Annotated in this window: 22 protein-coding genes; 8 read left to right on the top strand and 14 right to left on the bottom strand. The window is 59.7% G+C overall.

All coding sequences use genetic code 11. The features are described 5' to 3' along the window. Positions 1–120: 120 nt before the first annotated feature. From FS690_RS00345 to flk, 4 genes are all read left to right on the top strand, one after another. Positions 121–1,098, top strand: a complete 978-nt coding sequence (locus FS690_RS00345; protein ID WP_039379130.1) for a tripartite tricarboxylate transporter substrate binding protein — start codon at positions 121–123, stop codon at positions 1,096–1,098. An 11-nt stretch (positions 1,099–1,109) separates the two neighbouring features. Then, positions 1,110–1,541 (top strand): tripartite tricarboxylate transporter TctB family protein, encoded by a 432-nt coding sequence (locus FS690_RS00340; protein ID WP_039379131.1) that lies wholly within the window; start codon positions 1,110–1,112, stop codon positions 1,539–1,541. Positions 1,542–1,553: 12 nt separating this feature from the next. Beyond that, positions 1,554–3,062 (top strand): tripartite tricarboxylate transporter permease, encoded by a 1,509-nt coding sequence (locus FS690_RS00335; protein ID WP_108569495.1) that lies wholly within the window; start codon positions 1,554–1,556, stop codon positions 3,060–3,062. A 119-nt stretch (positions 3,063–3,181) separates the two neighbouring features. Further along, the gene (flk, locus tag FS690_RS00330; protein WP_108569494.1) at positions 3,182–4,213 is read left to right on the top strand and encodes a flagella biosynthesis regulator Flk; all 1,032 of its coding nucleotides are present in this window, start codon (positions 3,182–3,184) and stop codon (positions 4,211–4,213) included. A gap of 1 nt (position 4,214) precedes the next feature. Here the strand turns inward: flk and FS690_RS00325 are convergent, their stop codons facing one another. After that, entirely contained in the window at positions 4,215–4,658 is a 444-nt protein-coding gene (locus FS690_RS00325) for a rhodanese-like domain-containing protein (RefSeq protein WP_108569493.1), read from the bottom strand. 86 nt (positions 4,659–4,744) lie between these two features. On the opposite strand from FS690_RS00325, the gene FS690_RS00320 reads away from it, so the two are divergent. Next, positions 4,745–6,181, top strand: coding sequence for a PLP-dependent aminotransferase family protein (locus FS690_RS00320; protein ID WP_145338908.1), 1,437 nt, complete (start codon positions 4,745–4,747; stop codon positions 6,179–6,181). Here FS690_RS00320 and FS690_RS00315 read toward each other — a convergent pair. Both FS690_RS00315 and fabB read right to left on the bottom strand, forming a co-directional pair. Beyond that, positions 6,144–7,316: an arabinose transporter gene (locus tag FS690_RS00315; protein ID WP_145338907.1), complete on the bottom strand. Its 1,173-nt coding sequence runs from the start codon at positions 7,314–7,316 to the stop codon at positions 6,144–6,146. The genes FS690_RS00320 and FS690_RS00315 overlap by 38 nt on opposite strands. A gap of 175 nt (positions 7,317–7,491) precedes the next feature. Then, positions 7,492–8,712 (bottom strand): beta-ketoacyl-ACP synthase I, encoded by a 1,221-nt coding sequence (gene fabB, locus FS690_RS00310; protein WP_104085244.1) that lies wholly within the window; start codon positions 8,710–8,712, stop codon positions 7,492–7,494. 156 nt (positions 8,713–8,868) lie between these two features. Here fabB and mnmC point away from each other — a divergent pair, with 156 nt between their 5' ends. Continuing rightward, positions 8,869–10,881: a bifunctional tRNA (5-methylaminomethyl-2-thiouridine)(34)-methyltransferase MnmD/FAD-dependent 5-carboxymethylaminomethyl-2-thiouridine(34) oxidoreductase MnmC gene (gene mnmC / locus FS690_RS00305; RefSeq protein ID WP_145338906.1), complete on the top strand. Its 2,013-nt coding sequence runs from the start codon at positions 8,869–8,871 to the stop codon at positions 10,879–10,881. 28 nt (positions 10,882–10,909) lie between these two features. On the opposite strand, the gene FS690_RS00300 is transcribed toward mnmC, so the two are convergent. The 6 genes from FS690_RS00300 to prmB form a co-directional block, all read right to left on the bottom strand. Further along, positions 10,910–11,191 (bottom strand): YfcL family protein, encoded by a 282-nt coding sequence (locus FS690_RS00300; RefSeq protein ID WP_039379145.1) that lies wholly within the window; start codon positions 11,189–11,191, stop codon positions 10,910–10,912. A 30-nt stretch (positions 11,192–11,221) separates the two neighbouring features. Continuing rightward, a complete protein-coding gene (locus FS690_RS00295) occupies positions 11,222–11,767 on the bottom strand; it encodes an elongation factor P hydroxylase (protein ID WP_039379147.1) in 546 nt (181 codons plus the stop codon). Positions 11,768–11,831: 64 nt separating this feature from the next. Then, positions 11,832–12,629 (bottom strand): sulfite exporter TauE/SafE family protein, encoded by a 798-nt coding sequence (locus tag FS690_RS00290; RefSeq protein ID WP_039379149.1) that lies wholly within the window; start codon positions 12,627–12,629, stop codon positions 11,832–11,834. Between the two features lie 70 nt (positions 12,630–12,699). Then, the gene (mepA, locus tag FS690_RS00285; protein ID WP_145339313.1) at positions 12,700–13,524 is read right to left on the bottom strand and encodes a penicillin-insensitive murein endopeptidase; all 825 of its coding nucleotides are present in this window, start codon (positions 13,522–13,524) and stop codon (positions 12,700–12,702) included. Between the two features lie 8 nt (positions 13,525–13,532). Continuing rightward, positions 13,533–14,618, bottom strand: a complete 1,086-nt coding sequence (gene aroC, locus FS690_RS00280) for a chorismate synthase (RefSeq protein WP_039379151.1) — start codon at positions 14,616–14,618, stop codon at positions 13,533–13,535. A gap of 46 nt (positions 14,619–14,664) precedes the next feature. Further along, on the bottom strand, positions 14,665–15,597 hold the full coding sequence (prmB, locus tag FS690_RS00275) for a 50S ribosomal protein L3 N(5)-glutamine methyltransferase (RefSeq protein WP_145338905.1): 933 nt from the start codon (positions 15,595–15,597) through the stop codon (positions 14,665–14,667). 154 nt (positions 15,598–15,751) lie between these two features. Between prmB and smrB the strand changes: the two genes are divergently transcribed. After that, the gene (gene smrB, locus FS690_RS00270) at positions 15,752–16,300 is read left to right on the top strand and encodes an endonuclease SmrB (protein WP_039379153.1); all 549 of its coding nucleotides are present in this window, start codon (positions 15,752–15,754) and stop codon (positions 16,298–16,300) included. Between the two features lie 362 nt (positions 16,301–16,662). Here the strand turns inward: smrB and sixA are convergent, their stop codons facing one another. The 4 genes from sixA to FS690_RS00250 all read right to left on the bottom strand — a co-directional run bounded on the left by sixA (position 16,663) and on the right by FS690_RS00250 (position 21,244). After that, positions 16,663–17,145, bottom strand: coding sequence for a phosphohistidine phosphatase SixA (gene sixA / locus FS690_RS00265; protein ID WP_039385580.1), 483 nt, complete (start codon positions 17,143–17,145; stop codon positions 16,663–16,665). Between the two features lie 207 nt (positions 17,146–17,352). Further along, positions 17,353–19,473 (bottom strand): fatty acid oxidation complex subunit alpha FadJ, encoded by a 2,121-nt coding sequence (gene fadJ / locus FS690_RS00260; RefSeq protein WP_145338904.1) that lies wholly within the window; start codon positions 19,471–19,473, stop codon positions 17,353–17,355. Continuing rightward, entirely contained in the window at positions 19,473–20,783 is a 1,311-nt protein-coding gene (gene fadI, locus FS690_RS00255) for an acetyl-CoA C-acyltransferase FadI (RefSeq protein WP_039379155.1), read from the bottom strand. The genes fadJ and fadI overlap by 1 nt, the downstream gene beginning before the upstream one ends. A 164-nt stretch (positions 20,784–20,947) precedes the next feature. After that, entirely contained in the window at positions 20,948–21,244 is a 297-nt protein-coding gene (locus FS690_RS00250; protein ID WP_082032635.1) for a YfcZ/YiiS family protein, read from the bottom strand. A 360-nt stretch (positions 21,245–21,604) separates the two neighbouring features. On the opposite strand from FS690_RS00250, the gene fadL reads away from it, so the two are divergent. Further along, complete coding sequence (fadL, locus tag FS690_RS00245) at positions 21,605–22,855, top strand: long-chain fatty acid transporter FadL (RefSeq protein WP_039385584.1); 1,251 nt, start codon at positions 21,605–21,607, stop codon at positions 22,853–22,855. A gap of 50 nt (positions 22,856–22,905) precedes the next feature. Here fadL and mlaA read toward each other — a convergent pair whose 3' ends face one another. Beyond that, a complete protein-coding gene (gene mlaA, locus FS690_RS00240; RefSeq protein WP_039379156.1) occupies positions 22,906–23,673 on the bottom strand; it encodes a phospholipid-binding lipoprotein MlaA in 768 nt (255 codons plus the stop codon). Between the last annotated feature and the right edge of the window lie 25 nt (positions 23,674–23,698).

Here is a 23,698-nt window from a genome sequence, read left to right as displayed (position 1 = left end):
ATCACATCCTGTCATTTTTGCTGATAGCTGAAAGGTAAATGAAAGGTTACTCCTTTAACAATTCAGCAACCGAAAATGTTCGGTAGCAATCACAATCTGGAAGAATGACTGGAGCGAACCATGAAAAAAACAGGCCTTCTCGTCCTCGCCTCATCCCTGCTGGCTTTTTCAGTAACCTCTGCGCTGGCAGAGGTACCACAGCGCACCGAGTGTATCGCCCCGGCCAAACCCGGCGGCGGCTTTGACCTGACCTGTAAGCTGATCCAGGTCTCCATGCAGGAGACCGGCCAGCTCACCTCGCCCATGCGCGTAACCTATATGCCAGGCGGCGTCGGCGCAGTGGCCTATAACGCCATCATTGCGCAGCGCCCGGCCGAAGCGGGTACGCTGGTAGCCTTCTCCGGCGGGTCGCTGCTTAATCTGTCACAGGGCAAATTTGGCCGCTATTCCGTGGACGACGTGAAGTGGCTGGCCGCCGTCGGCACTGACTACGGCATGGTGGCGGTACGCGCCGACGCGCCGTGGAAAACGCTGGGCGAGCTGATGGAGGCGATGAAAAACGATCCTAATAAAGTCGTCGTAGGCGCCGGCGCCTCCATCGGCAGTCAGGACTGGATGAAAACCGCGCTGCTGGCGCGTGAAGCCGGTATCGATCCGCGCAAAATGCGCTATGTCGCCTTTGAAGGTGGCGGCGAGCCGGTGACCGCGCTGCTTGGCAACCATATTCAGGTGGTATCCGGTGATATGAGTGAAATGGTGCCACACCTGCAGGGCGGCAAAATGCGCGTGCTGGCGGTGATGAGCGACAAACGTCTGCCGGGAAATCTGGCCGATATCCCCACCGCTAAAGAGCAGGGCTTTAACGTTGAATGGCCGGTGATCCGGGGTTATTACCTGGGTCCTAAAGTCAGCGATGCGGAGTACCAGTGGTGGGAAGATTCGTTTAAAAAACTGGTTGCCACCAAAGAGTTTCAGCAGCAGCGCGACGCGCGCGGCCTGTTTGAATTCAACATGTTTGGCAGCGAGCTGGATGCTTACGTGAAAAAACAGGTTGCTGACTATCGTGAAAAAGCGAAATCGTTCGGGCTGGCGAAATAGCGGAGGCGATAATGAGCGATCGTATTTTTGCCGCCATCTGGCTGGCGCTCTGTATTGCCGGCCTGTTTATCGGCTGGCAGATCCAGAGTGAATATAGCTATGAGCCGGTCGGTCCGCGCCCTTTCCCGCTGCTGCTGCTCGGGCTGATGGCGATCTGCGCCGTCATGATGCTGCTGCGCAAGCCTGATGTCATACAGTGGCCCTCAGCCACCACGTTTAAAAAACTGATTGTCCTGTGCATTCTGCTGATGGCGTATGGCTGGCAGTTCGAACATCTGGGCTTTCCGCTCTGCACGACCCTGCTGACCTTTGGTATCGGCCTGCTGTTTGGCGCGCGCTGGTGGGCGGCGGCGATCTCTGGCGTGGTGATGGGCGTGGCGCTGTTTTACGCCTTCGACCGGCTGCTTGACGTAACGCTGCCGATGGGCAGCTGGCTGAGTTAACAGGAGTCAATAATGGATACCTGGTCTTTTCTGATGCAGGGCTTCGCCGTCGCTATGACGCCGGAGAACCTGATGATCGCCCTGATCGGCTGCTTTATCGGCACCATTGTCGGCTTACTGCCGGGGCTGGGCCCGATTAACGGCGTGGCGATCCTGATGCCGCTGGCGTTTGCTCTGCACCTGCCGGCTGAATCAGCGCTGATCCTGCTGGCTACTGTCTATATCGGCTGTGAATATGGCGGACGTATCTCTTCAATTCTGCTGAATGTGCCGGGTGACGCAGGTGCTATCATGACCGCACTGGATGGCTATCCGATGGCGCAGCAGGGTAAAGCGGGCGTAGCGCTCTCTATCTCCGCCGTCAGCTCGTTTGTTGGCTCCACCATCGCCATCATCGGCATCATTCTGTTTGCCCCGATTCTGGCGAACTGGTCGCTGGCATTTGGTCCGGCGGAATATTTTGCCCTGATGGTGTTTGCCATCGCCTGCCTCGGCAGCATGATGAGCCACAACCCGCTGAAATCGTTCCTGGCCGCCCTGATCGGTCTGAGCATGGCTACCGTGGGCGTCGATGCGAATACCGGTGTTTATCGTTTTACCTTCGACAGCATTCACCTTTCCGACGGCATTCAGTTTGTGGTGGTGGTGATTGGCCTGTTCTCGGTCAGTGAGATTCTGCTGATGCTGGAGTCTACCAGCGGCGGTCAGAAAGTCGTACGCGCCAGTGGCCGCATGATGTTCAATATGAAAGAAGCGGCCCAGGCAACCGGCGCCACGCTGCGCTCCTCCTTTCTGGGCTTTTTCGTTGGCGTGCTGCCGGGTGCGGGTGCCACTATCGCCAGCGCTATCGCCTATATGACGGAGAAGAAGATTAGCGGCAGTGACCAGTTCGGCAAGGGGGATATTCGCGGCGTGGCAGCACCGGAAGCAGCAAATAATGCCTCGGCGTGTGGATCATTTATTCCGATGCTGACGCTGGGCATTCCGGGTTCCGGTACCACGGCGGTGATGGTAGGCGCGCTGACGCTTTATAACATTACGCCGGGTCCGGCGATGTTTATCGAACAGCCTGACATTGTCTGGGGCCTGATTGCCGCACTGCTGATCGGCAACGTGATGCTGCTGATCATGAATATCCCGATGATCAATATCTTTGCCCGTATGCTGACCATCCCGCTCTGGTTCCTGGTACCTGCGATCGCCGCCATTTCCGCCGTCGGCGTGTATGCGGTGCACAGCACAACCTTCGACCTGCTGCTGATGGTGGGACTGGGCATCTTCGGCTATATCCTGCGCAAGATGGATTTCCCGATGTCGCCGCTGATCCTCGGCTTTGTGCTGGGGGAAATGCTGGAGCAGAACCTGCGCCGTGCGCTTTCAATCAGTAACGGCAACCTGCCTATTCTGTGGGAGAGTCTCATCTGCAAAGTGCTGCTGGTGCTGGCGGTCGCGGTCCTGGTGGTGCCATTCGTCTGGAAACGCTGGCGTCGCAGCCGCTTCAGAGCGGCAGAGGCGGAATAAATCCGCATCTTCTCGCTTTTCTGATACCAGCCCCCGTGGATTTCCCGGGGGCTTTTGCTATCATATGCCCCTCTTTTTCCGGCGCACCCGGATCTGACTCGTTTTTCAAGGATTCCGCCATGCAACCTCTCAGCGGTCCCGGTGTGCCCGCGGGCGATCGTTCTGCGCTTACCGGTGTTTCCGGCCCGGCCCGCCCCGGCGGTCCGGCTGGCGAACAGCCTCTCTCTCCGGCGCAGCGCACCACGCTGGAACGGCTCATTGTACGCATTATGTCTCTCAGCACCCTGAAAGCGCCTGAGCTGTGGGCGGGCGTACGCCATGAAGTGGGCGTGAAGAGCGATGCTGACTTTCAGTCGCGCCATTTTCCGGCTGCTGAACAGCACCTTAATCGTCGTCTGAGTCAGGTGCAGGACAGTCACGCCACGCGCCAGCTGCTCCAGCAGCTGCAGGATAAGCTGCCGCAGGGCAACAACCGTCAGGCGGTAAGCGACTTTATCCGCCAGCAGTTTAACCAGACGGTGCTGAGTGCGCTGAGCCAGGATCAGCTGCGGCAGGTGCTGACCATGCTGCAGAACGGCCAGATGGCGATCCCGCAGCCGCAGCAGAGCCGCAGTACCGATCGCACGCTGCTGCCGGCAGAGCAGCAGGCGCTGAACCAGCAGGTGACGCGGCTGGCGGCCACGACCGGCGAGTCGCCGGTAAAACTGCTGACCGACGCGCTGAAGCTGGTAAATCTTAAAAGCGGCGATCCGGTGCCGTCGCGGCACTTCCCGCTGCTGACGCAGTATCTGCAGGTGCGCCAGACGCTGGGGCAGCATAGCGCACCCACGCTGCAGCTGCTGGAAAGCTCGCTGAAGCAGCCGCTGAATCGTGATGAACAGCAGCTGCTGCAGGATTATAGCCAGCAGCGTTTTCAGGCGACGCCGCAAACCGTGCTGACCGCCGCGCAGTGTCAGGATCTGCTGAATCAGCTTTTCAGCCGCCGGGCTGAGCGCGGTGAAACGCTGCCGCTGACGGACAGCGTGCGCCAGCCACAACCTATCTGGGCACCGTTTACAGAGATCCTGCCGCGCCCGCTGGCGCAGCGCCCGGCGCTGTCGCTGATAATCGCAGTAGCGGTGGTGCTGTTTCTGCTCTGGCTGCTGGCCTGAGTCAGCAGCCGCACCCGGCCGCAGCGCTGTGCTGTGGCCACTCTCCCGCGTCGGTTCCCCACGTCAGCGGATGCCCGTCGCGCTTCCAGAAATCCAGCCCGCCAATAAGCTCCTTAACCTGAAACCCCAGTGCCGCCAGTTTCAGCGCCGCTTTGGTTGAGCCATTGCAGCCGATGCCATCACAGTAGGTGATATAGACCTTGCTGCGATCGAACGCCGCCGTGCTCTGCGCACTGATGGTACGGTGAGGAAACGAATGCGCGCCGCAGATATGTCCTGCAGCATAGTGTTCAGGGCTGCGGGCATCAAAAACAACAATGGCAGCCTCGCCGCGTGCCAGGTCTTCTGCCAGATCCCAGGCATCGGTGTAATAACTCAGCTTCTGCTGCAGATAGGCGTAACTCTCTTCCGCACTGGCGGCGGGATAGTGTAAGACAGCGGACATACTCTTCTCCTGTTGCGATGTGCACCCACTTTACGGCAAATTGGTCTCTGCAATGAGACCCTTTCTGTCAGAGTAATAAGACCATTATGTATCAGGAACTGGCCACGCTTTTTCAGCAGCAGGCGCAGGGTGGACGACGCGAGCGCCTCTGTCGCGCCCTGCGGCAGGCGATCGTCAGCGGCCAGCTGCGCCACGGTGAGAAGCTTCCCTCCAGCCGTCAGCTGGCCGCAGAGCTGTCAGTCGCGCGCGTAACCGCGGAAGCGGCCTACGCGCAGCTGGAAAGCGAAGGTTATCTGCAGCGCCACACCGGACGCGGTACTTTTGTCGCGATTACGCTGGCTCCGCCGCCAGATACGCCGTCAACCCGCCGGGCACCGCACTTCTCGCAGCGTGGCCTGCAGCTGCTGGCGACCGGCGGCTGTCAGGATCCGCCCTTCCCCGCCGCGTTTGCCGCCGGATCGCCTGATTTACGGGCTTTCCCGCATACGCAGTGGCGGCGCATCAGCAGCAACGTGCAGCGCCGGCTCGGCAGCCGCGTAATGGGCTACGGCGATCCGCTCGGCTACCTGCCGCTGCGCGAGGCGGTCTCGGAGTATCGGAGCCTGTCGCGCGGTATGCGCTGTCGTCCGGAACAGGTCATCATCCTGACCAGCTCGCAGCAGGCGCTGCAGCTGCTGGCGCTGCTGCTGCTGGATCCGGATGATGAGGTGTGGCTGGAGGATCCCGGCTATCCGGGGGCGCGTAACGCCTTTCTTGCCGCAGGCGCGCACTGCCGTGCGATGCCGCTGGATGAGCATGGTGCGGTCCCGCTCTCCGGTCGCGCCCGGCTGGTTTACCTGACGCCCGGGCATCACTATCCAACCGGTATAGCGATGAGTCTGGCACGGCGGCTGCAGTGGCTGGCGTGGGCGCAGCAGCATAACAGCTGGCTGATTGAAGATGATTACGACAGCGAATTTCATTACGGTGATCGGCCTGCTCCGGCGCTGCAGGGCATGACGCGCGACAGCAGGGTTATCTCACTGGGGACCTTTTCCAAAACCCTGTTTCCCTCCCTGCGCCTGGCGTGGATGGTGGTACCACCGCAGCTGACTGAGCCGCTGGGCCGGGCGCGCAGCGTGCTGGATGGGCATAGCGCGCTGCTGCCGCAGGCTATCACCGCTGAATTTCTGCAGCAGGGCCATTTTGCCAGCCATCTGCGGCTGATGCGGCAGCTCTATCACTACCGGCGCAACCGGCTTCTGGAAGAGATTCATAGCCGTATGCAGCCGTGGCTGCGCCCGCTTCCGGCAAACGGTGGTCTGCAACTGGCCGTCTCGCTGCTGCAGGGCAATGAGGCAGCGCTGACACAGCGGGCAGCGGCAGCGGGTCTGCTGCTGCCGCCTCTCTCACCGCTCTGCCATACAGCTGCACCGCAGCCCGGCTGGCTGCTCGGCTTTGCAGCGCTGACGCCGGCTGAGATCGCCGGCGCCTGCGATAAGCTGGTTATGCTGCTGGCGCGCGAAGCACGCAGCACCAGGTGATAACGGAACCGGCCACGGCACAGAGCGCGCCCGCCAGATAGACGGCGCCATAGCCAGACGCCGTCGCCAGCAGTCCGGTTAGCGGGCCGCTGATCCCATAGGCGATATCCTGAAAGGCAGAGAAAGCGCCCAGGGCAGTACCGCGTATCTGCGGCGCGACGCGACGCACCACTTCAACCCCCAGCGCTGGAAAGATCAGCGAGCAGCCACAGCCGGTGAGGGCCGCCCCCGCCAGCGCCAGCCAGCCTGAGGTGGCAACGGCAAGCAGCAGCAGACCCAGCGCTTCCACCAGCAGTGACACCAGCGCGACCCGGCTCCCGCCATAGCGATCCGGCAGATGACCAAAGAGGATCCGCACCCCGGTAAAAGCGCAGCCAAAGGCGGTGAGCGCAAAGCCGGCGTGTCCCCACGCCTGAGCAGCAAAATAGAGCGAGGTAAAGGTGCCGATTACGGCGAAACCGGCGCCCTGCAGCGCCAGCACCAGCCCCGGTGAAAAAATGGCGCTGATAACGCTCCACAGCGACGGCCGCGTACCGCCGGCAACCGGCACCGCACGGATCCAGCCGTTAACCAGCAGAGCCAGCAGCGGCAGCAGCAGCGCCGCACCGCTGATAGCCAGCAGCCCGCCATGCTGATACATCAGCACTCCCAGCGGAGCGCCTGCCGCCAGCGCGCCATAAATCGCCATTCCGTTCCAGGACATGACCAGACCAGAGCGCCTGGCCCCCGCCAGCCCCAGCCCCCAGGTCAGGTTACCGGTCAGCAGCAGGCTTTCCCCTGCGCCCAGCAGCAGACGCGCCACTATCAGCAGCATAAAGCGCACGCCGGGTGCGACCGGCAGCAACACGGCAGCGGCATAGGCAGCCCCTGTCAGCGCAATCGTCAGCATACCGTAGCGGGTGGTAGCGCGTGCTCCCTGCTGATCCGCACGCCGGCCGGCAAAACCGCGCGTCAGCAGGGTGGCAATAAACTGACTGCCGGTTGCAATGCCCACCATCAGGTTACTCATGCCAAGCTCCTGATGCACATACAGCGGGATCACCGGCAGTGCCAGTCCGGCGATCAGATAGCTGAGAAACACGGCAAACGAGGTACAGGCGAGCGGCAATACGGACGCGTTAGCGTGAGCGGTCATGTTTGCGCACTCCTTGTCAGCGACGATAGCGCAGGGAAATTACGGGAAGGTAAAACAGGAGTGTATGCAGGTCAAAGCGGGGTTGTCAAAACGGCTCAGGCTGAGCAGAGAAAGCCAGGCTGCCATCGCGGCAGCCTGTGATATCCCGTCAGGGGGCGACGGGACGCGGGCAGATTCAGCCCTGATATTTACGCATGGTCAGCGTGGCGTTGGTGCCGCCAAAGCCGAAGCTGTTGGACATGACCGTGGTCAGCGCTTTTTCCGTTGGCTGCGTCACGATGTTCATCCCTGCTGCGGCCTCGTCCAGATCGTCGATGTTGATGCTCGGCGCGATAAAGCTGTGCTCCAGCATCAGCAGGGTGTAGATCGCTTCCTGCACGCCCGCTGCACCCAGAGAGTGACCGGTCATGGCTTTGGTCGCTGAAATGTACGGGGTGTTGTCACCAAACACTTCACGGATTGCGCCCAGCTCTTTCACATCGCCAACCGGCGTGGAGGTGCCATGCGTGTTCAGATAGTCGATCGGTGCATCGAGGCCCTGCATCGCCATCTTCATGCAGCGCACCGCGCCTTCACCTGACGGTGCAACCATGTCAGCGCCATCAGACGTTGCGCCATAGCCAACAATCTCAGCATAGATATGCGCACCGCGTGCCAGCGCATGCTCCAGCTCTTCAACCACAACCATGCCACCGCCGCCGGCGATAACAAAACCGTCACGGTTAGCATCATAGGTGCGCGAGGCTTTCTCAGGCGCATCGTTATATTTGGTCGAAAGTGCGCCCATCGCGTCAAACTCGCAGGACATTTCCCAGGTCAGCTCTTCACCGCCACCGGCAAAGACCACATCCTGTTTGCCCAGCTGAATCTGCTCAACGGCGTTGCCGATGCAGTGTGCTGAGGTGGCACAGGCGGAGCTGATGGAGTAGTTCACGCCATGAATTTTAAACGGGGTCGCGAGGCAGGCAGATACACCTGAGGCCATGGCTTTGGTCACTACATAAGGACCCACGCCTTTCAGGCCGCGCGGACCGCGCATAGCGTCAGCACCGAACACCTGATAGCGCGGTGAACCACCGCCGGAACCGGCGATCAGACCCACGCGCGGATTGTTCTGATACTGCTCGTCAGTCAGGCCTGAATCTTTGACCGCTTCCGCCATAGAAAGATAGGCGTAAACAGAGGCATCACTCATGAAACGCACGATTTTGCGATCGATGAGCCCGTTGGTATCCAGTTTGACGTTGCCCCACACGTGGCTGCGCATACCGGCTTCTTTCATCTCTTCAGAGAAAGTGATACCGGAACGGCCTTCACGCAGAGAAGCCAGCACTTCCTGCTGGTTATTACCAATGCTGGAAACGATACCCAGGCCAGTAATCACTGCACGTTTCATTCAATAGTCCTCATTCCACATCTTTTTGGATTGACGTGCACTCTAGCGTACAGTTGTACGCCGAACAAGTCCGATCAGCCATTTCCTTTTGTAAATTTGCGTCATGTGACGCCACTCGCTAAAATCGCGCCACTGCCTGAAAAATGAGCCTTTCCCGTGAAATTATCCCCGGTTGAACACGCGCAATTAACCTGGAACGATCAGGGTACACCTGTTTCCCGAGCGTTCGATGATGTCTACTTCTCTAACGATAATGGACTGGAAGAGACCCGCTATGTGTTTCTCGGCGGTAATCAGCTGCCGCAGCGTTTCAGCACGCATACGCGCGATCTGTTTATTGTGGCGGAGAGCGGCTTTGGCACCGGTCTGAACTTTCTCACGTTATGGCAGGCGTTCGATCAGTTTCGCGCGCAGCAGCCTGCTGCGACGCTGCAGCGGCTGCACTTTATCAGCTGTGAAAAGTATCCGCTAACGCAGGCCGATCTCGCTGCCGCGCAGGCGCGCTGGCCGGAGCTGGCGCCGTGGGCAACGCAGCTGCAGCAGCAGTGGCCATCGGCGCTGCCCGGCTGTCAGCGGCTGCTGTTTGACGGTGGACGGGTTACGCTTGATCTCTGGTTTGGCGACATTAATACGCTGATAACAGAGTTTGATGAGAGCCTGCAGGGTCAGGTTGACGCCTGGTTCCTGGACGGCTTTGCGCCGTCTAAAAATCCGGATATGTGGACCCCGGCGCTGTTCAGCGCTCTGGCACGGCTGGCACGTGACGGAGGAACGCTGGCGACCTTTACCGCTGCGGGTTTTGTCAGGCGTGGCCTGCAGGAAGCGGGATTTACCATCAGTAAACGTAAAGGCTTTGCGCATAAGCGCGAAATGCTGACCGGCACGCTGGCGCATGCGGTGCCGCTGCCAGCCGTGCAGCCGTGGTATGCGCGGCCTGCAGCAGCGGGCCAGGATGTCGCCATCATTGGCGGCGGCGTCGCCAGTGCGCTGCTGGCGCTGGCATTACTGCGCCGCGGCTGGCGCGTGACGCTCTACTGCGCCGATGAGGCCCCGGCACTGGGTGCATCCGGCAACCGTCAGGCAGCGCTCTACCCCTTACTGAACCAGCACGATCCCGCGCTGGCGCAGTTTTTCCCCGCCGCTTTCAGCTTCGCGCGTCGTCTTTACGATAGCCTGCCGGAGCGTGCTGAACAGAGCTGGTGCGGAGTGCTGCAGCTGGCGTGGGATGAAAAAAGCGCCGATAAGATTGCGCAGATGCTGGCCCTGGCGCTGCCGGCGGAGATCGCTTACGGCGTCTCACCGGCCGAGGCGGAGCAGCTGGCGGGCGTTGCGCTGGGTATGGGCGGCATCTGCTATCCGCGTGGCGGATGGATCTCCCCTTCCCAGCTTACCAGCAACCTGCTGGATCAGGCGCAGACGCAGGGTCTGCACCAGCACTGGCTGCACCGGGTTACGCAGCTGACGCCGCATGAAAACGGCTGGACGCTGCACTTTTCCGACCGGGCTGATGTGCAGCATCAGAATGTCGTACTGGCCAACGGGCATGCGCTGCGGACGCTGGAACAGAGCCAGGATCTACCGGTCTACCCGGTCGCAGGCCAGGTAAGCCATGCGCCCTCATCAGCCGCGCTGGCAAACCTGCAGAGCGTGCTCTGTTACGATGGTTATCTGACGCCCGTCAGCCCGACGTTTGGCACCCACTGCATCGGCGCCAGCTATCATCGCGGTGACACCGCGACCGCTTTTCGTGCCGATGATCAGCAGAGCAACCGTCAGCGTCTGATGGCGTGCCTGCCGCAGGCCGCCTGGCCGCAGCAGGTTGATCTCAGTGATAACGAGGCGCGGACTGGCGTGCGCTGCGCCACGCGCGATCATCTGCCCATGAGCGGCGGCCTGCCAGACTACGCTGCCACGCTGGCGCAGTATGCTGACCTGCCGGGACAGCGCGCCCGCGGGGAGAAGATTGCTGAAGCCCCGCACTATCACGGGCTGTTCGTGCTGGGGGCGCTGGGATCGCGCGGGCTCTGCAGCGCGCCGCTGGCAGCTGAAGTGCTGGCGGCACAAATGAGCGGTGAGCCGCAGCCGCTCGATGCCGCAACGCTGGCGGCGCTGAATCCGAACCGCTACTGGGTGCGTAAATTGCTGAAGGGAAAAAAGGCGGGGCGCTGAGAGCCGGGGCGAAAAGTCGCCCCGCGCATCAGGCGGTCTGACGTGCCTGACTAAACAGGTTATCCCACATGCCGACCACCAGCGCCTGATCGCGTGGCGAGAGTTCACCGGCGGCGATAGCATTCTGCAGGCTCCGGGAGACGACAATCTGCAGCGCTTCCGGCGTGTGTTCGCCGCTCTGCTCAATTTCCGCAACCGCCAGCGTCAGATGGCCGCGCAGATAACCGCTGGCAAACAGCTCATCATCACTGGCGTGATCGACCATATCGTCAATCAGCGCCAGAATGCGGGACTCAAATTCTACGATCATCTCTCATTCCTTTCATTTTAAGCAGGCGAATTAAAGCGTTTCCGGCCACGGAAACTGCGCTGCAGTGAGCGCTGGCGTACCATAATAGCGGTTCAGCGCCGCAATAAACTGTGCCGGGCGAGCCGGGATCCCCTGCTCCAGATAGTGCATCACCTGGGCATGGACCCGGCGCTGAAACGCAATGCGATCGGGTTCACAATCGCCTTCGAGATTGTCACAGCTGACATTAAAGGGGAAGTCCGCCGCAACGCAGAATAGCCACTCCAGCGCCTGCGGTTTTACTTCAACCGCTTCAAACTGGCTCTGCGTCTGCGCATCACGCCCGTCGGGGCAGTACCAGTAGCCAAAATCAACCTGCTGCCGACGCGCGTCGCCCGCAATACACCAGTGCGAAATTTCATGCAGCGCGCTGGCGTAAAATCCATGGGCAAAAACTACGCGGTGCCAGGGTGATTCCGCATCTGCCGGAAGATAAATCGGTTCATCATCGCCTTTAATTAGACGTGTCTTAAAAGTCTCAGCAAAGCAGCCGTCGAAGATGTCGATCAGCTGCTGATAGTGGTGTTCTGTCGGCATAGTCATCTGTCAGTTAATCATCTGGCGCCATTGTCGCACCGGCGGCACGATTTGACGAGTCGGTTTATCCTGCGGCAAACCAGGCCAGTAGCTCAGCCCCGTGGCTGTCCCACAGCAGTTTGGCGCTCATGACCGCAGAAACGGTCACAACCATCGGGCGGATCAGCCGCTGGCCACGGCTCAGCACCAGCCGCGCACCCAGCCGCGCCCCGATAAATGCGCCGAGCAGCATCACTACGCCGGTTCCCCACACCAGTTTGCCGCCGAACATAAAGAACAGCAGGCTGGCGAAGTTGGAGGTGAAATTCAGCACCTTGGCATGCGCCGTCGCTTTGGCGAGATTGAAACCGCAAAGCGTGACAAAGGCGAGCGCATAGAAGGAGCCGGCTCCCGGACCGAAGAATCCATCATAGAAGCCCACACAGCCGCCGCCCACCAGCGCAAACGCCACGCCCTGCAGACGATGCTCGCGATCCACCTCTCCCAGACGCGGCATCAGCAGGAACCAGAGTCCGATGGCGATAAGCAGCAGCGGCAGGATCTGACGCAGAATATCCGCCTGAATATGCTGGATCAGCAGCGTGCCGCCGACCGCGCCGAGAAACGTCATCGCGATGTTCAGCCGCTGGTCACGCAGGTTTACGGCGCCACGGCGGACAAAATAGAGGCTGGCGGAGAAAGAGCCGCCAACCGACTGCAGCTTGTTGGTCGCCAGCGCCTGTGCCGGTGACAGCCCGGCCGCCAGCAGCGAAGGAACGGTCAGCAGTCCACCGCCGCCGGCAATGGAGTCGATAAAAGCGGCCAGTATGGCAACAAAAAACAGTACGCCAAGGATAAGCGGGCTGACGATAAAAAGGTCCATTTCACTTCTCGCAGCAGGTAGCAGACAAGCCCGGCGCGGGGCAATAGCCGTTGCGCGCCGGGAGAGGTACTCAGAGCCGGTGGTTATCCAGCAGCGCCTGGCAGGATGGCGGCAGCGGCGGCGGGGCTTTTTTTACCGGTGGCGTGCTGCCGGGCTTTTTCGGCAGGAACCAGCTCTCAAGCTCTGCACCGCAGCCGTCGCCCGGCGGCGGTGGCGCCTGATCTTCACACTCCAGGCTGCCGGCCGGACAGCGCAGGCGCACATGCATATGCGCCCGATGCGCAAACCACGGGCGAACTTTATGCAGCCACTCGCGATCGCTGCCGGCATCGGCGCAAAGCTGTTTTTTGATCGCCGGATTCACAAAAATTCGCGAGACGTCGCTGTCTTTCGCTGCCAGCTTGATCAGGCTATCAATCTGCGGCTGCCAGTGACGGGCGATCACCTGTTTATCATCCGGCGCCACCAGATCCAGCGGCTGCGGCTTCAGCAACTGCTGTGCGCTCCAGCGGGTTTTTGGCAGCTGCAGCCAGATATCCACATCCAGTCCGGTCTGATGACTGGCGTGGCCGCTGCTGAAACGTCCACCCGCCGCCATTCCCATATCGCCAATCAGCACCTGCCCCAGATGAAGCTGACGGGTGCGGGTGCTGAGGCGCTCAATAAAGGCGATCAGATCGGGATGACCATAGTAGCGGCGCTGATCCTGACGCATGACCTGATAGGCCGGTGCGTCCAGCGGCAGCGCCTGTGCGCCAATGATACAGCCATTGGCGAAGCCGCCAATCGACTGCGGCGCCCCGGAAACCGGGTGCTGGATCTGCTGCCACGGCGTGGCGGCAACGGCGGCCGCGCTACCCAGCAGCGCGGCGAAAGTGAGCAGAGCGCGGCGCATCATCAGGCTCACCAGCGCGGTACGCTGCTGTTAACGTCAGCGTTTTGCCCGCGCTGGCGTAACAGGTGATCCATCAGCACAATCGCCATCATCGCTTCGGCAATGGGCACGGCGCGAATGCCGACGCAGGGATCGTGACGCCCTTTGGTGATCATCTCCACCTCCTCCCCCGTGCGGGTGATGGTGTTACCCGGTACGGTAATGCTGGAGGTCGGTTTCATCGCCAGGTTGGCGCTGATGGTCTGCCCGCTGCTGATGCCGCCGAGGATGCCGCCGGCGTGATTGCTCTGAAAGCCGCTGGCGCGGATTTCGTCGCGATGCTCGCTGCCGCGCTGGTTAACGACGGCAAAGCCATCGCCAATCTCTACGCCTTTAACGGCGTTGATGCTCATCAGCGCATGCGCCAGATCGGCATCGAGGCGATCGAACACCGGCTCACCGAGGCCCGGTGGCACGTTTTCCGCCATCACGGTCACTTTCGCGCCGATAGAATCGCCCTCTTTCTTCAGGGCGCGCATCAGCGTATCCAGCGCCTCCAGCTTGCTGGCGTCCGGACAGAAAAACGGATTCTCTTCAACGATGCTCCAGTCTTTCAGCTCACAGGCGACGTCGCCAATCTGCGCCAGATAGCCACGCACCACGATACCGTGCTGCTGCTGCAGATATTTTTTGGCGATGGCACCGGCGGCCACGCGCATAGCGGTTTCGCGTGCTGAGGAGCGTCCGCCTCCGCGATAGTCGCGCAGACCATACTTCTGCTCATAGGTGTAATCCGCGTGGCCGGGCCGGAACAGATCTTTAATCGCGCCGTAATCCTGCGAACGCTGATCGGTGTTCTCGATTAACAGGCCGATAGAGGTGCCGGTAGTGACCCCTTCAAACACACCAGACAAAATTTTCACCTGATCCGGCTCGCGACGCTGGGTGGTATAGCGCGAGGTGCCGGGACGGCGGCGATCGAGATCGTGCTGGATATCGGCTTCAGTCAGCGGAATACCGGGCGGCACGCCGTCAACGATGCAGCCCAGCGCAAGACCGTGCGACTCGCCAAACGTAGTAACGCGAAAAAGTTGTCCAATGCTGTTTCCGGCCATGATGGCTCCTTGTTGCCATAGTGCGGGCGCTCAGGCGCGCCGCAAATTAATCTTTAAAAAAGGAGAAATGGTGCTGCGCCGCCACGATCTGATCGCGCGTCAGCATAAAGACGCCGTCGCCGCCGTTATCAAACTCCAGCCAGGTGAAAGGCACGTCAGGATATTGCTCAATCATATGCACCATGCTGTTGCCGACTTCGCAAATCAGCACGCCCCGCTCGCTGAGATAGTCAGGCGCACAGGCGAGAATGCGGCGTACCAGCTTCAGGCCATCGCTGCCAGCCGCCAGGCCAAGTTCCGGTTCATGATGATATTCGCCAGGCAGATCGCCCATATCTTCCGCATCCACGTACGGCGGGTTGGTGACGATCAGGTCATATTTTACCGGTGGCAGGTTGCGGAACAGATCGGCGCGAATCGGCGTGACGTGATGCAGCAGGCCATGCTCTTCAATGTTTTGTTCCGCCACCGCCAGCGCGTCGTGGGAGATATCGACCGCATCCACTTCCGCTTCAGGAAAGGCATAGGCGCAGGCGATAGCGATGCAGCCGCTGCCGGTACACATATCCAGAATATGCTGTGGCTGGCCGGGGATCAGACCCGCAAAGCGGTTTTCAATCAGCTCGCCAATGGGTGAGCGCGGAACCAGCACCCGTTCGTCCACGTAGAACTCATGTCCGCAGAACCAGGCTTTGTTGGTCAGGTAAGCGACCGGAATACGTTCATTCACGCGGCGGATCACCCGCTCAACGATACGGTGCCGTTCACTGGCGGTCAGGCGCGCATTGCGCATATCTTCAGGAATATCGAGCGGCAGCCACAGAGTGGGCAGAACCAGCTGGACCGCTTCGTCCCAGGGATTATCCGTGCCGTGACCGTACCAGATGCCAGCCGCTGAAAAACGGCTGACGGCCCAGCGCAACATATCCTGAATAGTGTGCAGTTCGTTTACTGCCTCATCGACGAAAATCTTGTCCACGTAGCCCTCCGCAGGCCATAAAATCAATCGGCCGATAGTTTGCCATGAAGCGGGCCAGAATTCAGCGCAGCGAGGCGAAAAAGCTGACATTTGTCAGCGCTTAGCGGTAAGGTAACAGCCCGGTAAACTGCAACGTTGAAAGAATTTTCCCGCCATGAGTAAAAAGACGCCGCTGAACGACGACGATCAGGCGCTGTTTCGTCAGTTAATGATCGGGACGCGTAAGCTGAAACAGGACACTATCGTACATAAACCTGCGGTTAAAACCCGGGAAGTCCCGCTGAAACGTCTGCTTTCCGAACAGGCTGACAACAGCCACTATTTTTCCGATGAGTTTCAGCCGCTGCTCTCCAGCGACGGGCCGGTGCGCTATGTCCGTGCTGACGTCAGCCACTATGAACTGAAGAAGCTGCGTCGCGGTGACTACACGCCGGAAATTTTTCTCGACCTGCACGGGCTGACGCAGATGCAGGCGAAGCAGGAGCTGGGCGCGCTCATCGCCGCCTGCCGCCGCGAACATATTTTTTGCGCCAGCGTCATGACCGGCCACGGAAAACATATTCTTAAACAGCAGACGCCGCTATGGCTGGCGCAGCACCCGCATGTGATGGCGTTTCACCAGGCACCTAAAATGTTCGGCGGCGACGCCGCACTGCTGGTGCTGATTGAGGTAGAAGAGTGGCAACCGCCCGAACTGCCTTAGCAGATGAGGTGGCAGGTGGCAGCAAGGCGGCAAGCAAATGAATCCCCGGGAGCTTACATCAGTAAGTGACCGGGGTGAAGGCGCGCAGCCAGTGCAGCTGCAGCCTGTACGCGCGTATTCCCCGAAATAATTCAGGTTGCAGCAAGGCGGCAAGCAAATGAATCCCCGGGAGCTTACATCAGTAAGTGACCGGGGTGAAGGCGCGCAGCCAACGCAGCTGCAGCCTGTACGCGCGTATTCCCCGAAATAATTCAGGTTGCAGCAAGGCGGCAAGCAAATGAATCCCCGGGAGCTTACATCAGTAAGTGACCGGGGTGAAGGCGCGCAGCCAACGCAGCTGCAGCCTGAATTATGAAGGGGAATCAGATAGCTTTAGCAAGCCTGGCCGGACTCACCTGCCACAAAAGCTTACCTTCGCACTCGTCGGCATTAAAATCGATACAGGCGATAGCCGACGTGGCGAACATGGGCGGCGCTTCCTGCGGGCACAGCTCAGAAACCAGGTATCCTACCAGCGGCAGATGCGAAATCACCAGCACGGCTTTCACGCCCTGCACCGCCAGCGCCTGCAAATGCAATGCGACCTGTCCCGGATCGCCGCCCGGCGTCAGTTCAGAAAGAACGTCCTGGTTTTGCGGCAAATCCAGTGCCTCGCGCACGGTGGCGAGCGTCTGCCCGGCGCGCAGATAGGGGCTGACCAGCACCCTTCCGATATCCGGCGTCTGGCTGTTGAGCCAGCTCGCCATCTGACGTGATTCGTTACAGCCGCACAGCGTAAGGGGGCGAGCAGAATCGCTCGCGGCTTCCAGAGCTGCATCGCCATGACGCATGATAAAAACTTGCATAAAGCACCGCTGTTGTTGGTCGATATCGTCCGGTACCACGGCACCAGACGCTTCATTCTGCGAATGAAGGCTGTGTTTTACCCCAATGGCTTCAGTATAGTCAACCGGTTGCTTATTAAATAAGCGCCCGCTAAATCGGTACCGGCTGACCTGTACTGCATCTTCTCTGCTAAGCGGCTGAATATGCACCGCTCTTGCTGAATGTGATTAAATGTAAAAATGCGCGCCGCTTTCTGCCCGCTTTAGCAGCGCCTCGCACGGGGCAAAGCGATCGCCATGCTGCTGGGCGAGGGCCGTAAGTCTCTCCACAAGCGCAGCGCTGCCGTATCGATCCATATAACGGAACGGTCCGCCAAGAAAAGGTGGAAAGCCGATGCCGAATACCGCAGCAACGTCGCCATCGCGTGCCGAACGGATCACCGACTCATCCAGACAGCGCGCGGCCTCATTTAACAGCATCAGCATGCAGCGTTCAGCAATCTGCTGCTCACTCTGACGCGCCTCAGGTTTCAGAGCGAGCAGCGTATAGAGGCTGCGATCCGCTTTATGCGCGCCGGGCCAGCGTCTCTTCTCATAGTGATAAAACCCTTTCCGGTTTTTTCGTCCTTTGCGATCGTCAGCGAGAATAGCATCAACCGCGGCCTGCGGTGCGGCAAAGCGCGCGCCATAAGCCTGCTCAAGCAGCGGGCTGATTTTACTGCCAGTGTCGATACCGACTTCATCAAGCAGCTGCAACGGCCCTACCGGAAAACCCGCTTTTACCAGAGCCTGGTCAATATGTTCGACCGGTTCCCCCTCCAGCAGACAGCGCAGCGCTTCGTTGATATAGGGGGCGAGGATACGGTTAACGTAGAAGCCAGGGCGATCCGCTACCACTACTGCAGTTTTACCCTGCTTTTGCGCCAGCCGCAGCGTGGTAGCCAGCGTTTCCGCTGACGTTGCCGCATGCGGGATCACCTCCACCAGCGGCATTTTATCTACCGGACTGAAGTAGTGCAGCCCGATGATATTTTGCGGCCGCTGCGCCTGCGCGGCGATAGCGCTGATAGCGAGCGAGGATGTATTCGAGGCGAAAATGGTGTCGGGCTGACAGTGCTGCTCCATTTCCGCCACCATCTGCTGCTTCAGTGCCAGATCTTCAAATACCGCTTCAATGACCACATCGCGCCGGCTGAAGCCCTGATAGTCGGTACCGCCGCTGATGCGCGCCATCTGCTGCTGACGCTCTGCGGGTTTCAGCTGACGCCGCCTGACTTTTTTTGTCAGCAGATCCCAGCTGTAGCGCAGCGCGTGATTGATTCCGCTGAGCTGGATATCTTTGATACGCACCGGCAGTTCCGCTTTCAGCGCCGTCACGCTGGCAATCCCTCCGCCCATCAGCCCACCACCCAGTACGCCCACCTGCTGCAGCGTGCGCACTTCGCCCTCTGCGGCGGCGGCTTTTTTCAGCGCGGTGGACGCGAAAAACAGGCTGCGCAGCGCTGCCGATTCCGGCGTGAGCGCCAGCTCGCCAAACGCCTGCGCTTCAGCCTCATGTCCCGCCTGGCTACCCTGCTCCAGCCCGATGCGCACCACCTGCAGAATGCGCCCGGTCGCCGGATAGTTACCCTGAGTTTTTTTATCCGTCTGACGCTTTGCCAGCGCAAACAGCAACGGGCGCCCCGCAAAGCTCTGCATCAGGCGCGCCCGCTGTGGCAACGTCCGCGCCGCGCCCTTTCCTTTATGAACGCGCGCCACCGCCGTTGCCAGTAAAATGGCCGGCGGCACCGCATCATCGACCAGGCCCAGCTTAAGCGCCTGCCGGGCGCGCAGGGCTTTACCGCTGAGTATCAGCGACAGCGCCTGCTCTGCGCCAATCAATTGCGGCAACCGCTGTGTGCCGCCGGAACCAGGCAGCAGGCCCAGCTGAACTTCAGGCAGACCAAGCCGGGTCTTCTCATCCAGCGAACAGATGCGGGCGTCGCACGCCAGCGCCAGCTCCAGACCGCCCCCCAGACAGGCGCCGTGTATCGCCGCCACAACCGGAAACGGCAGCGCTGCAATCTCCGCCATCACCTCCTGCCCCTGCTTCGCCAGCGCCTGCGCTTCAGCTGATGAGTGGCAGCGGTCGATCATGCTGATATCAGCACCCGCAATAAAATTGTCCGCTTTGCCGGAAATCAGTACCAGACCCGCCAGCTGCGGATGCTGACGGGCTGCGGCGATCACCGCGCGGATCTGCGCGGCAAACTCAGCGCGCAGCGTATTCATTTTTTCACCCGGCACATCAATGGTGATCACACCAACATGATCCGGGCGCAGGGTTAACTCAAACGCGGTATGCTGCATTATTCAGCCTCCAGAACCATTGCAGTGCCCAAACCGCCCGCCGCGCAGGCGGTTACCAGTCCCAGTCCGCCACCGCGCCGCCGCAGTTCATGCAGCGTCTGGGCGATCATGCGGGCACCGGTGGCGGCAAACGGATGCCCGTAGGCGATGGAGCCGCCCAGCACATTAAAGCGGTCATCATCAACCTCGCCCAGCGCCTGCGGCCGGTTGAGCACCTCACGCGCAAAGCGCGCATCGCTGAACAGCTTCAGGTTGGCTAACGTCTGGGCGGCAAAGGCTTCATGCATGTCAATCAGCGTTAAATCACCCAGCGTGACGCCAGCGCGATCCAGCGCCAGCGGCGAGGCGTAAGCCGGGCCCAGCAGCATGTCGGTCTGCACATCGATGGCGGTAAACGCGTAGCTGCGCAGGTAGCCCAGCGGCGCTATTCCCAGTTCGCGGGCGCGCCCTTCACGCATCAGGATGAGGGCTGCCGCGCCGTCCGTCAGCGGCGTACTGTTTGCTGCGGTTACCGAGCCGTGACGCCGGTCAAACGCAGGCCGCAGTCGGGCATAATCGGCCGCGCTGGCGTTAAAGCGGATGGTGTTGTCCTGCTCAACCGGCGCTTTCCACGGCGGCACAAAGGCGGGCATGACCTCCTGCTGCAGTACGCCGCTCTGCCAGGCCTGTGCGGCACGCTGATGTGAGCGCAGGGCAAGCGCATCCTGCTGCTCACGCGTAATACCCCAGGTTTTAGCCATCTGCTCAGCCGTATCTCCCATGCGCAGTCCGGTTGAATACTCCGCCACGGCAGGCGGCACCGGCAGCAGATCGCGCGGGCGCAGACGCCGCAGGATCTGCAGCTTTTTGCCCACTGTCCGCGCACGGTTAAGATCGACCAGCGCACGCGCCAGCGTTTTGCTGACACCAATCGGTAACACGGAGGAGGAGTCTGCGCCGCCGGCAATTCCGGCATCGATGGTGCCCGCCATCAGGCTCTCCGCTACGTTAGCGACGGCCTGAAAGCTGGTTGCACAGGCGCGACTGACGCTGTAGGCGTCCGTGTGCACGCTCAGCCCGCTGCTCAGCACAATTTCGCGCGCAATATTTGGCGCTTCCGGCATCTGTATCACCTGACCAAACACCAGCTGATCGATTACCTCAACCGGCAGTTCGCTGCGCACCAGCAGTTCGCTGACCACCATACGCCCCAGCTCCAGCGCCGGAATGCCGTGGAAATCGCTCGCCTGCCGGACAAAAGGCGTACGCAGCCCGTGAGTAATAGCGATACGTTCGCCCTGACGCGTCAGCAACGGCTGCGCTCTGCTCATGCTTTTCCCCCTGTAACCGACGATCTGACACCATTGCCAGAGAGGTCTGACCTGATCGTCAGTGTTAACCATCCGGCGACGGCTCGCCAATAGCAAAGAGAAAAAAGTGCGAGGAAAAACACGAAAATAGCGATTCGCCGTCGCGGATTGACGGCGATGCAGAATTAACGCAGGGCGAGCTGAAAAATCAGCGCTTCAGCCTGACAGGCAAAGGTAAATTCAGCGTTCAGGCGTATACCTTCCGGCTCTGAGGTAAATTGCGACGTAATCTCACAGGGTTCAGAGGCAGTTTGCTGCGCTTTCTCCGTCAGCGTTAACAGCATCGCTTCGGCAGCTGCGCGATCGGGAAACAGCGCTGACCAGCGGGCACTGCAGTCGCTGTTATCAATCACAATGCCCGTATCCACACAGCAGCAGGCAGCGGTCTCGCGGGCACTGCATTTATTAATGGTCTGACTCATGAGGTTTCTCCGGCTGAAAAAGCGGGCGATCTAAGGGGATGTTCTGTCATAAAGTGTACGCCTGCGGGCCATTTTCCTCTATCATTGCGCCGCTAAGTGACGAATATCACAATAAAATTTGATCCAAAACAAACCTGAGCCGGTATGCTGACGGCGCAGTATAAGGAAATTGTTAAGCAGATCTGATTTTATCGATCAAGTCTGTAATATTTGAAAAACATTATTGCAACTTACACACAGGTCAGACCTATACTCGTCGCACTGGTCTGATATGTCTGTTTAGTCTCAGTCCCTACAATCCGCCGTCCTTTGTTACGCGACGTGACAACGTTTAATAATAATTTTGATGAGGTTGTGGTCATGAACCATAAGAACCTGTTTGCAAAGTCAGCTGTGGCAGCTGCAGTGGCGCTCGTCTCCTCCCAGGTTTACGCCGCAGGCTTTCAACTTAACGAATTCTCAGCAATTGGATTAGGTCGCGCTTATTCAGGTGAAGGCGCGATGGGTGACACAGCAGCATCGGCCAGTCGCAACCCCGCCACCATGGCACTGATGGATAGCCCGATGTTCTCCATCGGCGCAGTCTATATCGATCCTGAAGTGGATATCAGCGGACGCAGTCCGCTCACCGGCAACAGCCTGAACGCGAATAACATTGCGCCTAATCAGTGGGTACCAAATATTCACTATGTTCAGCCGCTTACCGATCGGTGGTGGGTGGGCGCATCCGCAACCTCAAACTATGGCCTGGCCACTGAATTCAATAATGGTTATGCCGCAGGGGGCTATGGCGGTAAAACCGATCTGATGACCGCTAACCTTAATCTCAGCACCGCCTATCGTCTGAACGAGCACCTGAGCGTTGGCGTTGGCTTTGATGCGGTTTATGCCCGCGCCAAAATTGAGCGTTATGCCGGTGAAGCTGGCCCGGCAGTGGGCTTCCCGTCCGATCTGCAGGTCGCACACCTTAAAGGCAATGAGTGGGGCTATGGCTGGAACGCCGGCGTGCTGTATGAAGTGGATAAAAATAACCGTTTCGGCTTTACCTACCGCTCTGAAGTAAAAGTCGACTTTGACGGCAATTATAAAAACGATATCCCGGCGGCGTTTGGCGGTACCGGCGGCTCAACGGTGCCCGGCTACCTGACCCTGAACCTGCCGGAAATGTGGGAAGTGTCCGGCTGGCATAAAGTTGCGCCGCAGTGGGCAGTGCACTACAGCCTTGCCTATACCAGCTGGAGCCAGTTCCAGGAGCTGAAAGCGACCGGCAGCCGCGGCCAGACGCTGTTCCAGAAAGATGAGAGCTTTAAAGATGCCTATCGCATTGCGCTGGGTACCACCTACTTCTATGACGATCGCTGGACCTTCCGTACCGGTATCGCCTTCGATGACAGCCCGGTTCCGGCCGATAAACGCTCTATCTCTATTCCGGATCAGGATCGTCTGTGGCTGAGCGCCGGTGCGTCTTACGCCTTTACGCCTGAAGCGTCAGTGGATGTCGGCGTATCTTATATGCATGGTCAGCACGTTACCGTTAATGAAGCCCCTTATACCTTCAACTCAGAAGGCAAAGCCTGGCTTTACGGCGCAAGCTTTAACTATAAGTTCTGATCGCGCCTGCCGCACAAGTAATAAGGGCAACCCGGTGGGTTGCCCTTTTTTTACGGCGCGTCGATATCCTGCAAATCGTTTTGTATCGCGCTGGCGTTTGGATTCTCTTCCGGCTTCAGCTTGCCGCCGTTAGCCAGAAAATCGTTACGCTGGAAATAGGCATTGCGGATAAAAGAGTAAGGATCCTGCTGCTGTTTCAGCAGCCCGTCAGAGTCCAGCAGCTGAGCACGCGTCTCTACTCCCTCCAGCGCCCACTTACCGATCGACATCGGCCAGGTCAGCCAGCTGAGTACCGGATAGAGCGTATCCACATAGTCACCGCCATCCTGCCGCACGGTGAAACTGCCGTAGCCGGGCAGCACCACATACGGACCGTAGCCGACACCATAACGCCCCAGCGTACTGCCAAAGCGATGCGGCACCTCGCGCGCCAGCGCCGGGTTCGCTTTGCCTGCGACGTCGATAAAGCCGCCCAGACCCAGTACGGTATTCAGGAAGAAACGCGTGAAGTGGATCCCGGCCTGACGCGGCTCGCCCACCAGAATAGAGTTCACCATGCTGGCAGGTTCATTCAGGTTGCCGAGAAAATTACTCATGCCGGTACGCGCCGGTACCGGCACATAGTCGCGCCAGGCTACCGCCACCGGGCGCACCACATAAGGATCAAGTACGTTGTAATTAAAATTGAACATCGTACGGTTAAAACCTTCCAGCGGATCGCTGCGCTGCGCCGGGGCGGCGTCATCCGCCGGTTTTGAGCTGGCGCATCCCACCAGAAGTAAACTGGCCAGTGCCAGACTGGTCAGGCGGTTATTCATGTTCTTCTCCCTGTGCGGATGATAA

Source organism: Pantoea sp. PSNIH1, assembly GCF_007680655.1.
In the GTDB taxonomy this organism is placed as follows: Bacteria; Pseudomonadota; Gammaproteobacteria; order Enterobacterales; family Enterobacteriaceae; genus Pantoea; species Pantoea eucrina.
Note: the sequence above shows the minus strand (reverse complement) of the source record. Positions and strands in the feature narration are given on the sequence as shown.